This window comes from Pseudomonas sp. S31 (assembly GCF_016648105.1).
Lineage (GTDB): Bacteria > Pseudomonadota > Gammaproteobacteria > Pseudomonadales > Pseudomonadaceae > Aquipseudomonas.
This window is the reverse complement of sequence record NZ_JACVVE010000026.1, coordinates 88,284-103,806: the sequence shown is the minus strand read 5'-3', so window position 1 is coordinate 103,806 and position 15,523 is coordinate 88,284. Positions and strand designations below refer to the sequence as shown.

11 protein-coding genes and 1 riboswitch are annotated in these 15,523 nt (G+C 65.3%); of the genes, 5 read left to right on the top strand and 6 right to left on the bottom strand.

What is annotated here, in order from left to right; translation table 11 throughout:
- The first annotated feature begins 16 nt into the window (after positions 1-16).
- Positions 17-220: riboswitch (cobalamin riboswitch) on the top strand.
- Between the two features lie 101 nt (positions 221-321).
- The 4 genes from cobW (at position 322) to IAE37_RS19105 (ending at position 6,834) form a co-directional block, all read left to right on the top strand.
- Positions 322-1,389, top strand: coding sequence for a cobalamin biosynthesis protein CobW (gene cobW, locus IAE37_RS19120; RefSeq protein ID WP_201176037.1), 1,068 nt, complete (start codon positions 322-324; stop codon positions 1,387-1,389).
- A gap of 3 nt (positions 1,390-1,392) precedes the next feature.
- Positions 1,393-5,154 carry a cobaltochelatase subunit CobN gene (gene cobN / locus IAE37_RS19115; RefSeq protein WP_201176036.1) on the top strand — a complete coding sequence of 1,254 codons (3,762 nt, stop codon included), beginning with the start codon at positions 1,393-1,395 and terminating at the stop codon, positions 5,152-5,154.
- A gap of 1 nt (position 5,155) precedes the next feature.
- Positions 5,156-6,166 carry an ATP-binding protein gene (locus tag IAE37_RS19110; protein ID WP_201176035.1) on the top strand — a complete coding sequence of 337 codons (1,011 nt, stop codon included), beginning with the start codon at positions 5,156-5,158 and terminating at the stop codon, positions 6,164-6,166.
- A 98-nt stretch (positions 6,167-6,264) separates the two neighbouring features.
- Positions 6,265-6,834: a vWA domain-containing protein gene (locus IAE37_RS19105; RefSeq protein WP_201176034.1), complete on the top strand. Its 570-nt coding sequence runs from the start codon at positions 6,265-6,267 to the stop codon at positions 6,832-6,834.
- A 115-nt stretch (positions 6,835-6,949) separates the two neighbouring features.
- Here the strand turns inward: IAE37_RS19105 and IAE37_RS19100 are convergent, their stop codons facing one another.
- Positions 6,950-7,216, bottom strand: coding sequence for a hypothetical protein (locus IAE37_RS19100; protein ID WP_201176033.1), 267 nt, complete (start codon positions 7,214-7,216; stop codon positions 6,950-6,952).
- Between the two features lie 346 nt (positions 7,217-7,562).
- Between IAE37_RS19100 and IAE37_RS19095 the strand changes: the two genes are divergently transcribed.
- On the top strand, positions 7,563-8,888 hold the full coding sequence (locus tag IAE37_RS19095) for a sigma-54 dependent transcriptional regulator (protein ID WP_201176032.1): 1,326 nt from the start codon (positions 7,563-7,565) through the stop codon (positions 8,886-8,888).
- A 70-nt stretch (positions 8,889-8,958) separates the two neighbouring features.
- Here the strand turns inward: IAE37_RS19095 and IAE37_RS19090 are convergent, their stop codons facing one another.
- The 5 genes from IAE37_RS19090 to IAE37_RS19070 all read right to left on the bottom strand — a co-directional run bounded on the left by IAE37_RS19090 (position 8,959) and on the right by IAE37_RS19070 (position 15,493).
- Positions 8,959-11,160, bottom strand: coding sequence for an LTA synthase family protein (locus tag IAE37_RS19090; protein WP_201176031.1), 2,202 nt, complete (start codon positions 11,158-11,160; stop codon positions 8,959-8,961).
- A 110-nt stretch (positions 11,161-11,270) separates the two neighbouring features.
- Positions 11,271-12,551, bottom strand: a complete 1,281-nt coding sequence (locus tag IAE37_RS28860; protein ID WP_236410051.1) for a hypothetical protein — start codon at positions 12,549-12,551, stop codon at positions 11,271-11,273.
- A gap of 46 nt (positions 12,552-12,597) precedes the next feature.
- Positions 12,598-13,365, bottom strand: coding sequence for a hypothetical protein (locus tag IAE37_RS19080; RefSeq protein ID WP_201176030.1), 768 nt, complete (start codon positions 13,363-13,365; stop codon positions 12,598-12,600).
- Between the two features lie 42 nt (positions 13,366-13,407).
- On the bottom strand, positions 13,408-14,088 hold the full coding sequence (locus IAE37_RS19075; RefSeq protein ID WP_201176029.1) for a C39 family peptidase: 681 nt from the start codon (positions 14,086-14,088) through the stop codon (positions 13,408-13,410).
- A 64-nt stretch (positions 14,089-14,152) separates the two neighbouring features.
- The gene (locus IAE37_RS19070; protein WP_201176028.1) at positions 14,153-15,493 is read right to left on the bottom strand and encodes a heme utilization protein; all 1,341 of its coding nucleotides are present in this window, start codon (positions 15,491-15,493) and stop codon (positions 14,153-14,155) included.
- Positions 15,494-15,523: the final 30 nt, after the last annotated feature.

Below are 15,523 nucleotides of genomic sequence, written 5' to 3'. Positions count from 1 at the left end.
CCCAGCCACCCCCCGCGTAGCCTTGCCGCTTCGAGGTTCTTCGGCCATGCCGAAGCTAAGATGGGAACGCGGTCCAAGCCGCGGCTGCCCCCGCAACTGTAAGCACCCCCTGGATCGACACAGCCACTGCGCCACGGCGCGGGAAGGCGTCATCCGCAAGCCCTGGGGCCCAGGGCCGAACGGTGCAAGCCAGGAGACCTGCCTCGAGGCGATTTCGACTTTCAACCGGGCGGGGTGATCCGGTGGCGAACGAGCCCGGCCGGCCTGGTCCCGGGGCTGTCGTCCCGCATGCCCGCGCCAACCTGCCAAGGGCAACGCGACATGAAAACACTGGCCAAACTCCCTGTCACCATCGTCACCGGCTTCCTTGGCTCGGGCAAGACTACCTTGCTCCGCCATATGCTCGACAACGCACAGGGCCGACGCATCGCGGTCATCGTCAACGAATTTGGCGAGCTCGGTATCGATGGCGAGATCCTCAAGCAATGCAGCATCGGCTGCACCGAAGAAGAAGCCAGCGGCCGCGTCTACGAACTGGCCAACGGCTGCCTGTGCTGCACCGTGCAGGAAGAGTTCTTCCCGGTGATGCGCGAACTGGTGGCACGTCGCGGCGACCTCGACCACATCCTTATCGAAACCAGCGGCCTGGCGCTGCCCAAGCCCCTGGTGCAAGCCTTCCAGTGGCCGGAAATCCGCAACGCCTGCACCGTCGATGCGGTCATCACCGTGGTCGACAGCCCGGCCGTGGCCGCCGGCACCTTCGCTGCCTACCCCGACCAGGTCGATGCCCAGCGCAAGCTCGACCCTAACCTCGACCATGAGTCGCCGCTGCACGAGCTGTTCGCCGACCAACTGGCCAGCGCCGACCTGGTGGTGCTGAACAAGGCCGACCTGATCGACGCCGAAGGGCTGGCCAAGGTCCGCGCCGAGGTGGCCGAAGAGCTGCCGCCAGCGGTCAAGGTGATCGAGGCAGCCAGCGGCCGGTTGCCACTGGACGTTCTGCTTGGCGTGGGTGCCGAGGCCGAGGCGCACATCGATGGCCGCCGTACCCACCACGACTCGCACCACGATGGTGACGACCATGATGACCATGACCACGATGCCTTCGACTCCATCTCCATCGACCTGCCCGAAGCCGACGAAAGCCTGCTGCTCGATGCCTTGACCCAGCTCGTGGTCGAGTTCGGTATCCTGCGCGCCAAGGGCTTCGCCGCCATTCCCGGCAAACCGATGCGCCTGTTGGTGCAGGGCGTGGGCACGCGTTTCGACAAGCACTTCGACCGCGCCTGGCGCGCCGACGAGCCGCGCATCACCCGCCTGGTACTGATTGGCCAGGAGCTGGACGCTGCGCAACTGGAGGCGCGCCTGCGCCAGGCCCTGGGCGCCTGACCCATGCACCTGCTGCGGACCCAGCCCGGCGGCTTCGTGCCGGATGACAGTATTGCCGACCTTGGCCAGACTCCCGCCGAGCTGGTGATTCTCTGCAGCGGCGATTCGCACCTGGCATTGCTCGCCGACACCGCCGAGCAACTGCCTGACGACTTTCCCACGCTGCGCCTGGCCAATCCCATGCAGGTGCAGAACCATGCCTCGGTCGACCTCTATGTCGACCAGGTGCTGCGTCACGCCAAGGTGATTCTGGTGTCGCTGCATGGCGGCGTCGGCTATTGGCGCTACGGCGTGGAGCAACTGGTCGAGCTGGCCGCCCGTGGCATACAGCTGATCCTGGTGCCAGGCGACGATCGCCCCGACCCGGAACTCACTGGTCTGAGCACCGTTGCCCCGGCGCAGGCCGAGCGGCTCTGGCACTACCTGCGCCAGGGCGGCAAGGCCAACGCCCTGAACCTGCTCAATTGCATGGCCAGTCTGTGGCTCGGCCGCCAGTACCCCTGGGTGGAACCGCAAGCGCTGCCGCGCACCGCCGTGTATCACCCGGCCAAGGGCAGCGCCAGCCTGGAGGATTGGTACGGCCACTGGCACCCGGAGCAGCCGGTGGCGGCGCTGCTGTTCTATCGCTCGCACCTGCAGGCCGCGAACACTGGCTTTATCGACGTGTTCTGCGAGCGCCTCCTGGCGGCGGGGCTGAACCCGTTGCCGGTGGCCCTGGCCAGCCTCAAGGAGAGTGCCTGCCTGGAGCAGCTCGAACAGTGGCTGGACGCAGTGGACGCCGAGGTGGTGATCAATACCACCGGCTTCGCCCTGTCCAGCCCGGAGCGACCCAACCTGCGGCCGCTCAAGCGTGACATCCCGGTATTGCAGGCCATCTGCGCCCAGGACAACCAGCCGGCCTGGGAAGCCAGCGAACAGGGCCTGGGCGCCCGCGACCTGGCCATGCACATCGTCTTGCCGGAGCTGGACGGGCGCATCATCACCCGGCCGGTGAGTTTCAAGGACCTGGCCTGGCGCAGCGAGCGCAGTCAGGCCGATGTCGTCTGCTACCGCGCCCACCCCGAGCGCATGGATTTCGTCGCTGAGCTGGCGCGGCACTGGGTCAACCTGGCGCGCCTGCCCAACGCACAGAAGCGTGTGGCCCTGGTGCTGGCCAACTATCCGACCCGCGATGGCCGTATCGGCAACGGTGTTGGCCTGGACACCCCGGCCGCCGCCCTGAACATCCTTGCCGCGCTGTGCGACGAGGGCTACCCGGTGGCCGACCTGCCTGACAGCGGCACCCAACTGATTCACGCATTGCTCGGCGGCGTGACCAATGACCTTGACCACCTTGACTTGCGCCCCTGTGCCCAGAGCCTGGCGCTGGTCGACTACCAGGCCGCGTTCGCCCGCTTGCCCGAGGCCAATCGCCAGGCCGTGCTGGAGCGCTGGGGAACGCCGGAGCAGGACCCGATGTTCCGCAGCGGTCGGCTGATGGTGGCCGGCCTGCGTTTTGGCCAGACCTTCGTCGGCATCCAGCCGGCGCGCGGTTACCAGGTCGACCCCAGCGCGGTGTATCACGACCCCGACCTGGTGCCGCCGCATGCCTACCTGGCGTTCCATTTCTGGCTGCGCCACGTCTACGCCGCCGACGCAGTGATCCATGTCGGCAAGCATGGCAACCTGGAATGGCTGCCGGGCAAGGGTGTGGGGTTGTCGGCGCAGTGCTGGCCGGACGCGCTGCTGGGCCCGCTGCCGAACATCTACCCGTTCATCGTCAACGACCCGGGCGAGGGCGCCCAGGCCAAGCGACGCACCCAGGCGGTGATCATCGACCACCTGATGCCGCCGCTGACCCGCGCCGAGACCTACGGGCCTTTGCGGCACCTGGAGCGTCTCGCCGACGAGTACTACGAGGCGCAACTGCTGGATCCGCGCCGCGCCCGCGAGCTGCAGCGCGACATCCTCGAACTGGTCAAGGCCAACCATATCGACCGCGAGTTGCAGTTGGAAGACCAGTTGGACGACGCCGCCGTCTGGCTGCCACGCCTGGACACCTACCTGTGTGACCTCAAGGAATCGCAGATCCGCGATGGCCTGCATGTGTTCGGCCAGTCACCCCAAGGGCGCCTGCGCCGCGATACGCTGCTGGCCCTGCTGCGCGTCGAGCGCGACGATGGCCGGGGCGGCAATGCGAGCCTGCCACGGGTGCTGGCCAAGGCCTTGGCGCTGGGTTTCGATCCGCTCGACTGCGACCTTGGCCAACCTTGGGCTGGGCCGCGCCCAGCGCTGTTGCAAGCACTCGACGACAGCACCTGGCGCACCTGTGGCGACACCCGCGAACGCCTGGAGCTGTTTGCCCTGCAGGTGATCGAACAAGCCCTGGCTGGCCAACTGCAGCTGCCGCCGGGCGAGCAATGGCAGGCGGTCCAGCAGGTCGTGCAGGCGCTGTGCGAGGACGTCGCCCCCAACCTCGACGCCTGCGGCGCTGCCGAACGCAATGGGCTGCTCGCCGCACTGGCGGGGCGCTTCGTGCCGGCCGGCCCCAGCGGCGCGCCCAGTCGGGGGCGCCTGGACGTGCTGCCGACCGGGCGTAATTTCTACACCGTGGACGTGCGCAACCTGCCGACCACTACCGCCTGGCGCCTGGGCTTCGCCTCGGCCAGCCTGATTCTCGAACGCCACCTGCAGGACCACGGCGACCATCTGCGCCAGTTGGGCCTGTCGGTATGGGGCACGGCGACCATGCGCACCGGCGGCGACGATATCGCCCAGGCCATGGCGCTGATGGGGGTGCGCCCGGTGTGGGCGAGCGGTGGCCAGCGTGTCGATGACTTCGAGATCCTGCCGTTGAGCCTGCTCGACCGCCCGCGGGTGGACGTGACCCTGCGCGTCTCGGGCTTCTTCCGCGATGCCTTCGGCAACCTGATCCGCCTGTTCGATGCGGCGGTGCAGGCGGTCGCCGGGCTCGACGAGCCGGACGACCTCAACCCCTTGGCCGCACGCGTGCGCGCCGAGTGCCAGGCCTTGCAGGCACAAGGCGTCGAGGCCGAGCAGGCCGCGCGCCAGGCCGGCTGGCGGGTGTTCGGCGCCAAGCCGGGGGCCTACGGCGCGGGTGTGCAGAATGCCATCGACGGGCGCCTGTGGCACAGCCGCGAGGACCTGGCCGAGGTCTACCTCAACCATGGTGGCTATGCCTATGGCGGCCAGGACGATGGCACGCCGGCGCGGGCGCAGTTCGCCACGCGCCTGGGCCAGGTACAGGCGGTGCTGCACAACCAGGACAACCACGAGCATGACCTGCTCGACTCCAACGACTACTACCAGTTCCAGGGCGGCATGCTGGCGGCCTCGGAAACCCTGGGCGAGGCCACGGTGGCGAGCTACCACGGCGATCACAGCCAGGTCGATCGGCCACGCATCCGCACCCTCAAGGAAGAGCTCAACCGGGTGATCCGCGCCCGGGCGCTCAACCCCAAGTGGATCGACGGGGCCAAGCGACACGGCTACAAGGGGGCGTTCGAGATGGCGGCGACCGTCGACAACCTGTTCGCCTTCGATGCCACCACGCACCTGATCGACGACCACCATTACCAGTCGCTGGCCGATGCCTACGTGCTCGACCCGGCGACCCGCGACTTCATGCGTCAACACAACCCCGAAGCGCTGCGCGACCTGACCGAACGCTTGCTGGAAGCCCAGCAGCGTGGCTTGTGGGAGCAGCCGGGCGACTACCGCGAAGCCCTCGAGGCGCAACTGCTCGACGGCGAGGAACAGGCTTGAGATGAGTGAACCCGTGCAATTTCCGCTGGCGGCCGTGGTGGGTGCCGACGACCTGAAGCTGGCCCTGTGCCTGACCGCCATTGACCCGAAGATCGGCGGCGTGCTGATCGAGGGCCCGCGCGGCATGGCCAAGAGCACCCTGGCCCGTGGCCTGGCCGACCTGCTGGGCGAAGGCCCGTTCGTGACCTTGCCGCTGGGCGCCAGCGAGGAACGCCTGGTCGGCACGCTGGACCTGGATGTCGCGCTGGGGCAGGGCAAGGCGCAGTTCTCGCCCGGTGTGCTGGCCCAGGCCGACGGCGGTGTGTTGTATGTCGACGAGGTCAACCTGCTGCCCGATACATTGGTCGACCTGCTGCTCGACGTGGCGGCCAGCGGCACCAACCGTATCGAGCGCGATGGTATTTCCCACCGCCACAGTGCCCGCTTCGTGCTGATCGGCACCATGAATCCCGAGGAGGGCGAACTGCGTCCGCAGTTGCTCGACCGCTTTGGCCTGAATGTGCTGCTCGACGGGTTGCCAGAGCCTGCGGCCCGCCAGCAGATCATTCGCCGCCGCCTGGCCTTCGACAGCGACCCCGAAGCCTTCAGCGCCCAGTGGTCAGCGGCCCAGGATCAACTGCGCCAGCGCTGCCAGCAGGCGCGGCAGCGCCTTGCAGCCATCGCTCTCGACGACCAGGCGTTGGCCTGGATCACCGAGCGTTGCTTCGCCGCCGGGGTCGATGGCCTGCGCGCCGACCTGGTTTGGCTGCGTGCCGCGCGCGCCCATTGCGCCTGGCGCGGCGCCGAGGCCATCGCCGAGGAGGATGTCGAGGCCGTTGCCGAGTTCGCCCTGCGCCACCGGCGTCGTGAACCCGCGCCCGATAGCCCTTCCAGCGCGCCGGCGCCGGCCCCCGATGCTGGGGGCCAGGGCGCCGCCGAGCAGGGTGGGCCGGGTGATTGGGGGGCGTTGCCGGCCCAGCCGGTCGGCAGCGGTCCCCGTCGCGAGGTGCCGAACTGGGCAAAAAAGCCCTGAGCATCCGCCCGCACCCGCAGGCGGCGGATGCCAGGCCCAGTGTCGGAAATCTGACAGGCCCGCGGGGCGGGCGAGCGCGCCCGTCGTCCAGCGGTCGCGTGGCTTGGCTGCCGACGCTGCTCAAAGGCCGTCCGCGGCAACGCCAGGACCTGTGCTGGCAGCAGCGCCGCTGCCAGGCGCCGGTATTGTGGCTGGTGATCGTCGATGCCTCGGCCTCGACCCGCCGCCACCAGGCGCTGGCCACCACCAAGGGCGTGCTGGCGGAGCTGTTCGACCAGGCGTATCGCCAGCGGGCGCGCCTGGCGCTGCTGACCGCCAGTGGCGGCGCGCCGCAGTGGCAACGGCATGGATTGAAGGCATCGGCTGCCCTGCAGCCCTGGTTGCGTGCACTCGGCGCTGGTGGCGGCACGCCATTGCTGGCCGCTTTGGAGCAAGCCCGTGACTGGTTGCTGGCGCGGCGCAAGGCGCATCCGCACGAGGTTCAACGCTGCCTCGTGTTCACCGACGGCCGCCTGCAGCGTTGGCAGCCGCTTGCGCCGATGCCCTGCGCGACGGTGCTGGTCGACATGGAACTGGCCCCCGTGCGTCTGGGCCGGGCACGGCAATTGGCTGAGCAACTACTGGCCGATTACCAGCACCTCGATCAGTTCAGCGTGAAGGGTAATTAAAGAAGGGCGCGACACTATGTCGCAATAAAGAAAGTTGCCATCCCCCACAATGGGTGCGGCGGGGGGAAGTTACCCAAGTGCGTGGCAAGCACGCACTTTTAGGCCACCGACGATATTACCTTGGCATCGACCAGGGTTGCAGGTCGTAACCTTTTTCACAGAGTTCGGCTCGCACTTCTTCGATCAGGCAGGCCCATTGCGCAGGGTCGGAATAGATGCGCGAGGAAACTTGCTTGCTGCCGATACGCGTGCTGGTCCGGTCGATCACTGCCAGGCTCAGCTCGCCAGTGCCGTTGGGGGCATCCCAGACTACACACTGGAAAGGTTCGAAGGCGTGGTCGGCAATCAGCAGTGCTTCGTTGACACGGAGCGGGGCGTTCATGGTTCGGTCTCTCTATGGTCCCAAACATCGAAATGTCGTCCGCGGTTGTTCTGGCATCGCTTCTGCATTATCGAGATGCGCAGCGCGGGGTTATTCGTACTGATGCTCCAAGTCGGTGTTCAAGTCACATGGCAGTTGTAAATTTTTTTTCGGCGGTTTCAAAGTTTCTTGCCCGCCGCCGCGTGTGACGCCGTTAAGTTGGGAAAATTCCTGGCAGCGGTTGGCGCAGTAGCATTTAGCAGACAAACGGTAGGGGGGGGCGTCAAGTTCGTTGCTACTGTTAATTCGGGCGTCGCAACTTACTGTTTTCACGCAAAAAACCACAATTTGGCGCCAAGGAACGGTCATGCACGAAACCGCAGCCCAACGCCGCTTGCTCATCGTCGACCCGTGCGACGATTGCCACCGCCTTCTCCCTGGCTTGCGTAGCGCCGGGTGGGACGTGCACAGCTGTTCCCTCGATCTTGCCCTGGAATATCCCTGCGATGTCGGCCTGTTGCGCCTGCAGGCCTCGCACCTGCGTCATCCCGACGCGGTGAAGGACATGATCAAGCGCAGCAACACCGAATGGATCGCCGTGCTCAGCGCCGAGGAGTTGCGCATCCAGAATGTCGGTGACTTCGTCTGTGAATGGTTCTTCGACTTCCATACCTTGCCTTTCGATGTGTCGCGGGTCCAGGTGACTCTGGGCCGCGCCTTCGGCATGGCGCGCCTGCGTGGCAAGGGCACGGTCAGGGTGGACGAGCCCGAGCACGAACTGCTGGGTGAAAGTCGGCCGATCCGTGAGCTGCGCAAGCTGCTCGGCAAGCTGGCACCGACCGAGTCGCCGGTGCTGATCCGTGGCGAAAGCGGCACCGGCAAGGAACTGGTCGCCCGGACTCTGCATCGCCAATCGTTGCGCCATGAACAGCCTTTCATCGCGATCAATTGCGGGGCGATTCCCGAGCACTTGATCCAGTCCGAGTTGTTCGGCCATGAGAAGGGCGCGTTCACCGGTGCGCACCAGCGCAAAGTCGGGCGGATCGAGGCGGCCAACGGCGGCACCCTGTTCCTCGACGAGATTGGCGACCTGCCGCTCGAGCTACAAGCGAACCTGCTGCGCTTCCTGCAGGAAAAACACATAGAGCGCGTGGGCGGTAGTCAGCCGATCCCCGTGGATGTACGGGTATTGGCGGCGACCCATGTCGATCTGGAGAAGGCTATCGAGCAGGGGCGTTTTCGCGAAGACCTGTATTACCGGCTGAATGTGTTGCAGGTTGTCACCGCGCCGTTGCGCGACCGGCATGGAGACCTGTCGATGCTGGCCAACCACTTCTCGCACTTCTACAGCCTGGAAACCGGGCGTCGGCCTCGTTCGTTCAGCGATAGCGCCCTGGCCGCCATGGGGCGACACTCCTGGCCAGGCAACGTGCGCGAGTTGGCCAACCGGGTGCGGCGCGGCCTGGTGCTGGCCGAGGGGCGCCAAATCGAGGCCCAGGACCTGGGGCTGCATACGATAGACACCGAGGAGCAGCCGTTGGGTACGCTGGAGGACTACAAGCACCGGGCCGAGCGTCAGGCCTTGTGCGATGTACTCAATCGCCATAGCGACAACCTGAGCATTGCCGCCAAGGTGCTGGGGGTGTCACGGCCGACGTTCTATCGGTTGTTGCACAAGCACCAGATTCGCTGAGGGGGCGTTACCGACGCATTCGCGGGTGAACCCGCTCCTACACGGCCCGGGCTGTAGCCCGGGCCGAGTTTCAGCTCGACTGTTCGGCGGCTGCGTCGGCGGTCTCGGGCACCGGCTCTTCATCCCCAGGCAGTGCAGTGATCACGCTGAAGTCGCTGATCTCCACCGCGCCACCGCCATAGCCGAGCAGGTGGAAGGAGAATGCCTTGCGCACCGTCGGGTTGTCGAAGCCGAACTCCATTTCCAGCGGCTTGTCGGCACTCACGCGCAGCTCACCGGGCAACCCCACGGAAACGTCCTTTTCGAATTCCTTGGCCTTGAGCTGGATCAGGGCATCGTGGCGACGGTCCAGCGAACGCACCTTGATCCGCACGCGGGTATGCGAGCCTTCAGGCATTTCCAGGTACTGAGCGCCGATCAGGTTGTCGGCCCAATCGTCATGCACGCGCTTTTGCAGCTTGATCCGCGCCGGGCCGCCGAACTGGTAGCGCAGGTTCAGCGGGGTGCGCAGCAGGGACTGGTCGAGCACGGCGGCAAGGTCGCTGATCTGCTGGCCGGTACCGTCGTTGCCGGGGCCGAGGTACTTGGCCTGGTCGGCGATGAACCCGTCGCTGGCGTAGGTACGGCAGCGCTGTTGGAAGTCGCATTCGGTGAACATGCCGTGGCCGTTGTGATAGCGCAGCATGCCATTGGTGAAGGAGATCATCTCGCGGCCGGTGTCATAGTCGCGGTACAGCGAGCGGCCGGCCAGGTCGGTCGGAATCGGCAGGGCGAAATAGTCGAGCAGCGACGTGGCCAGGTCGACATGGCCGTAGGTGCCGCGCTTGATACGGGGCAGTTCGGCCTGCTCGGGCGCCAGGGTCAGGTTGAAGCCCCATGACGATGCCAGGCGCACGCCATCGATGCCGTGGGACTCGTCGGACGTGATCACCACCAGGGTGTTCTTGAGCACGCCCTGGCGCTCCAGATTGCCCAGGAACGCATCCAGCGCGTCGTCCAGGTAGGCCACGGCCGCTTGCTTCGGCGAGTCGTAGCGCTGCAGGTACTCTTCGTTCGCCGAATAGGGCTGGTGGGTGCCCACGGTCAGCAAGGTGAGCATCCACGGCTTGTCCTGCTTGCGCAGGTCATCGATGTAGCCCAGCGCGCCCTCGAAGAAGGCACGATCGTCCTTGCCCCAGGGGAACTTGAGGTAGTTGGGGTTGCGGAACCACTCCATGCCGTGCACCTGATCGAAGCCCATGTGCGGCATGATCCGGTCCTTGGCCATGAAGCGCAGGCCGGCGCCCTGCAGGAAGTGGGTGCTGAACCCGGCATCGCGCAGCTGCGCGGGCAGGCAGGACTGGTTGCGCAGGTTCTGCGTCAACAGTTCGGTGCCCTTGGGTGTGCCGTTGGCGAGCTTGTCGTAGTCGCCGCAAAGCATGGCGTACAACCCACGGATGGTCTGGTGGGTGTGCACGACGTAGTCGGGGGTGTTCATGCCGCGTTCGGCCCAGCGGCTGAGCTTGGGCATCAGGTCGGCGTCGTAGTGGCTGGGCAGCGCCTCGCGGTTGGCACGCAGGTAGGCGCCCGGGATACCTTCGAGGGTGACGATCAGCACGTTGCGCGCCTGGCCCGGTGCGCTGAGCAGCTTGTGGCCGCTGAGGTCGGACTGGGTCAGGCCGCTGCTGGGCAGCGCTGTTACTGGCGTTTGCTGGCCGCTCCAGACCATTGCCCGGTGTTGCAGGTTGCCGGCTGCGGCGGCGAGCGCCTGGTGCGGCAGGTTGTACTGGCGCCATTGGTCTGCATCCGAAGGGGCCAGGTGCTGGCCCGCCCAGTGCGCGCCGAACAGCACCACGACGGCGGCCCAGGCCGGGCGTGGCAGGGCCCGGCGCGGTTGGCCGCGGCTACACCAGACACTGGCCAGCCACAGCACCAGCCCGGCACCCATCGCCCCTGGTAACCAGGCATGGGCCAAGCCTCCGCCGGTAGAGTTTTCCATGAATTGCGGATCGAACAGGTAGCCCAGGTCGGCGGTGGTCGGCAGCCTGCCGACGGCGCTGACCAGTTCTGCCGAGGCTACCCAGAGGGCTCCCCAGACCACCAGTAGCGGCAAGGCCAGCCACCAGGCACGGCGCTGCAGCACCACCAACAGTAGGCTGCCGATCGCGAGATCCGACAGGTATCCGAACGGATCGGACCAGCCCAGCAGGGCGCGAGCGCCCAGTGGGATGACCAGTACCAGGGTCGCCAGGCTGGCGAGGCGGGCACGGGGGTGGCCGAGCAGGTTGTTCACAAGCATTCCTTATTTGCCATTAAATCGTCACACATCTGTGCTTGATGATAACAGGCCAGGCAGAACAAGGCGGGCGGGCCGACAATGGGCGCGTTGCGCGCCCAGCCCGGTCAGAAGTAATAAGGGAATTTCAGGCTGAAGGAGAAGTCCGGCGAGTCCTCGGTGAGGCCGATGGACAGGTTGGGCACGATGGTCAGGTTGTCGGTGGCGGCGAAGGTCATGCCGATGTTGAAGTTGGCCGCGTTGTAGTCGCTGTTGGGCACCGATTGCCAGTCGCCGCCGTCGGGCTTGATCTTGCTCTTGCGGGCGAACTGGTCCGATACCGAGAACGACATGCTCATCTTCTCGTTCAGGGCAAAGGCGATGCCGGCGCCGATCTGCCAGGAGTCGCCAATCTTCACGTCGCCCGGCACCTTGGTGTTGACCGTGGGGCTGATGTCGCTGAACGAGTCCTGCATGTTGTAGGTGTAGGACAGGCTGCCGAACAGCACGGCGGGGTCGAAGGTCTTGACCAGCGAGATGCCTGGGGTGATCGACCAGACGCCGTTGCCGGTCGGCAGGTCTTCCGGCACCGAAAGGTTGTCGTTGGTCGGGTCGTTGACCAGTTTGATGCCGTACGGGTCCTTGCCCGTGGGGGCTTTCACCCGCAGCGTGGCCACCGCGTCGGGCCAGTCTTCCGACTCGTCGAGGAACTTGTAGGCCACGCCGACGTTGACGTCGCCGATGGTCGGGTCGCGGGTGACCGTGGCATCCGAGGTGACCGGCCCAGCGCCCCCGGCACCGCCGGAAGAGTAGGTCGACTCGCGGTACACCACCGGCACGTTGATGTCGAACTGCCAACGCTGGTCGAGGTTGTAGCGGGCCGTGAGGTCCAGGGTCCAGTTGTCGGCCTTGATGCGGTCGAGGTTGATGTTGCCGAGGAAGATCGAGTCCAGCGCCAGGAAACCGTTGAGCACCAGGGCGCGGGTGTCGTAGTGGGTGTAGGTCAGGCCGGTCTCGACACTGAACTTGCCGCCACCGAAGAAGCCGCTGGCCTCGTCATACAGGTTGGACACGCTCTGCGCGGGCTGGGAATCGTCCTGCAACGACTGGCCGTAGGAGCTGCCAGTCGTGCCAGGTGCGCCCGCCGCGACGGTCTGCCCGCCCTTGACCGTTTCCGCCGGGGACTTGGTCAGGCGTCGCGGCGCCGGGGCGGGCGGCGCCTCCTCGACCTGGCGCAGACGTTGCTCGAGCACCATCAAGGCGTTCTGTTGTGCTTCGTAGCGCTCCTTCAGCGCCATCAACTCCTGTTTGAGGGCTTCGACCTGGGGATCGGTGGCCGCGTACAGCAAGCTGGCCGGGGCCAGGGTTGTCAAACAAACGACAGCGCTTAACGTCAAAGATCGGTGCATGGTTAACCGTCCCTTCCGACTGCAATTTGATGAGACGAAGCGTAGATCAGTATCCGAGGGTGCGCAGGCCCTTGAGCTGGTCAAGATTGCCGCTCACCGCGCCGGCCGTCGACACGCTGTCGCGCAGCACGACATTGAGCGACGTGAGGTTCTTCACCTGGTTGCCGGTACCGAGCAATGTGGCGTTCTGCAACAGGCCACCCTCGGCCAGTCGTTGCAGGGTGGCGCCCTGGTTATTGCTGGCGACGATGTTCATCTGCACACCGCTGCTGGTGGATTTTACGCTCATCGAACCTGCGCCATTGCTGGCGGCTATGGTAGAGCCGGGAGTGAGTACCTGGCCCTTCGGCGTCGTGGATGCCGAGGTGGCCTGGCTGGCCTTGGTGACATTGATGGCCACGTCGTTGCTGGCGGCGTTGTTGTCACCCGCTGCACGCACCACCTGGGTCACACCGGTGGTGGTGCCCAGACCGGCGCCACCGGTCACGCTGCCGGTGCCGGTGGCAATCGTGCCGCTGCCGGACGATTGCCCGGTCGTGGAGGGCTTCTCGTCGATGGTCGAGACATAGAACTGTGGCTTGATGGTGTTCTGCTGGATCTGCATCGTCGAGCTGACGCCAATGACCTCGCCTTTGGCGTTCTGCCAGGTGCTGGACATCACGATGCCGAAGCTGATGATCCGCCCGGGCATGACGAAGCGCCCGCGCAGGTTGGCCAGTTCCTGGTCCTTGAGCTCGATGGGCGCGAACGTCTGCGCCTGGGTAGGCAGGCTCGCCGCGAGGCAGGCCAGGGTAAGCCAGGTTGGAATTTTCATGGGATGCTCCCCGAGCGTCTTGCCCATTGTTATAAGAATCGATTAGAAGAAATCGCTTTGGATGAAGCCGAAGTCCATCAGCTCCGCGTCCTTTACCGGCGTGAAGTTGTCGATGCGGTTCTTGGCGGTGAGCGGTTGGGGTGGGTCGAGCAGGGCGTTACCTTTGTCGTAGCCCTGGCCGATCACGGCGAAGATGATGCCGTTCCAGCCCTTGAGGAAGTCATCGACCTTGTAGCGCTTGTGGCCGAGCACCGGGTCGCCGATGTAGACCCAGCCTTTGTCGACCTTCTGCAGCACCACGAAGTGCTTGTAGCCGCGGATGTCCATCAGTACCACCACCGGGATGCGCACGCTGGTGAGGGTTTCCGCTGCCACCCGGTAACCCCGGGCACGCATCCCGAGGCTTTCGACGTAGCGCTTCATGTCCAGCATGGAAAAGCCCTGGACCCTGACCAGGTCCTGGTCGGCGTGGGCGAGCATGCCTTCGATGATCTGTTTTTCGTCGACGTCCAGCCAGTAGGCTTGACGCAGGATGGTCGCCAGCGCCGCAGCGCCGCAACTGAAATCGGTTTTCTGTTGTACCAGATCGGCGAACTTGCGTTCGCGGATGCTCTGTATCGGCTTGTAGATCACAGCACCGCCGGGAAGCACCGAAAGCGGCATTTGAGCCGCTTCGCCAAGACTTGCCACGCACAGCAAACATGCCAAAGCCAGGATGCGCATGTCGGATCGCCTCTGGTACGGTCGTGGAAAAGGCCCCCCGAAGGGGGCCTCTGCTACACAGCGCTTAGAACGAGACGTTGGAGATGGCCAGCGAGTTGCTCTGCTGGTTGCCCACGCCCGAGGCCACGTTGACACCGAGGTTGCCACTGCCGCCATTGACCGAACCGCTCAGGGTTGCGATGTTGGTCACAGGGTTTGCCCAGCCGGTCGGAGTCAGGACCTGGAACGACACGGTGTTGCTCAGGTCGTAGGAGCTGCTCTCGGCGTACCCCTGGGTCACGTCGTTCCTCGAGGCCGAGTTCCCGCTCTTGTTGTCTTGGTAGTTGGCATTACCCGACTTGTCGAAGTGCGAGTCGTAGGCCTTCTCGAACGACGAGTCGTACAGGCTGCTGTGATTGGTATCGACGGCCACATTCAGGTTCGCATTAGCCTCGCCACTGACCGAATCGGTGGTGCTGCCGCTGTGGCGACCGCTTTCCCAGCTATGGGTCGTGCTGGCATCGAAGCCCCCGGATGCGACGACGCCGAGCCCTGCGTGGCTACTGCCAGAGGTTTCCTTGTGGTTGGTGACGGTGAGGCCCGAGTTGCTGTTGCCGGCGACCCCCCAGCTGCTGTTGCCGTTGGCAGCGGTGTTCCAGGAGGAGGTGGCGTTGGAGTGCAGCTCCGAGGCGTTGGCGCGTGCGGTGGAACCTGTCGCCCGAGTGGTGTAGGTCAGCGTATCCACCCGATAGGTACGGTCGGCACGGTTGTTCACTTCCAGGCCAGGACCGCTCTGGTTGGCCGAGGCAGTGGCTACCGCATTGCCGATGGTGGCATTGGCATTGGCGATGGCCATGGTGTTTTTCTGCTGGTTGAGGTCGCCACCGGCGATGTTGATGCCCATGTTGCCGCTGCCGGAGTTACCCGAGCCGCTCATTACCGCTGCGGCCTGACTGCCGTAGTTGTTCACCTTGTTGTTGTTGCTGGTCTGGGTGACTTGTGCGGTGGCGGTGGCGGTGCCGAACACGAAGCTGTTGTCCAGGCTGGACGCATCTGCAGCGGCGTTGGCGATGGACGCGGCGTTGTCCTGCTGGTTGCCGGAACCTGCCGCCACGTTGACACCCACGTTGCCGCTGGTGCCGGTGGCCGAGTTGCTCATTTCGGCGCCGTTGAGGGTGCCTTCGTTGAGGATCTTGTTGTCCCGGCTGTCCTGGGTATCCAGCGAGTTGGCCGTCGCCGAGATGTAGATCACAGTGGGATCGTCATTGCCGTTGTTGCCACCGTTGTTGCCGCCGTTGTGGCCTCCGTTATGGCCGTTATTATGGCCATTGTTATGGCCGTTATTGGGTTGCCCAGCTTGTACAGCAACAGCCATGACCGCAGCAATTGCGAAAACCAGAGGCTTGAGTGCCATCGAGGGTTTCATGGTGATTCTCCGTACGTTGTTTTAGGTTAA

Excerpts from the sequence above, each read along its gene's own strand:
- cobW (WP_201176037.1), top strand. The coding sequence starts at position 322 with ATGAAAACACTGGCCAAACTCCCTGTCACCATCGTCACCGGCTTCCTT.
- IAE37_RS19075 (WP_201176029.1), bottom strand. The coding sequence starts at position 14,088 with ATGCGCATCCTGGCTTTGGCATGTTTGCTGTGCGTGGCAAGTCTTGGC.
- IAE37_RS28860 (WP_236410051.1), bottom strand. The coding sequence starts at position 12,551 with ATGCACCGATCTTTGACGTTAAGCGCTGTCGTTTGTTTGACAACCCTG.
- IAE37_RS19080 (WP_201176030.1), bottom strand. The coding sequence starts at position 13,365 with ATGAAAATTCCAACCTGGCTTACCCTGGCCTGCCTCGCGGCGAGCCTG.
- IAE37_RS19100 (WP_201176033.1), bottom strand. The coding sequence starts at position 7,216 with ATGAACGCCCCGCTCCGTGTCAACGAAGCACTGCTGATTGCCGACCAC.
- cobN (WP_201176036.1), top strand. The coding sequence starts at position 1,393 with ATGCACCTGCTGCGGACCCAGCCCGGCGGCTTCGTGCCGGATGACAGT.
- IAE37_RS19110 (WP_201176035.1), top strand. The coding sequence starts at position 5,156 with ATGAGTGAACCCGTGCAATTTCCGCTGGCGGCCGTGGTGGGTGCCGAC.
- IAE37_RS19070 (WP_201176028.1), bottom strand. The coding sequence starts at position 15,493 with ATGAAACCCTCGATGGCACTCAAGCCTCTGGTTTTCGCAATTGCTGCG.
- IAE37_RS19095 (WP_201176032.1), top strand. The coding sequence starts at position 7,563 with ATGCACGAAACCGCAGCCCAACGCCGCTTGCTCATCGTCGACCCGTGC.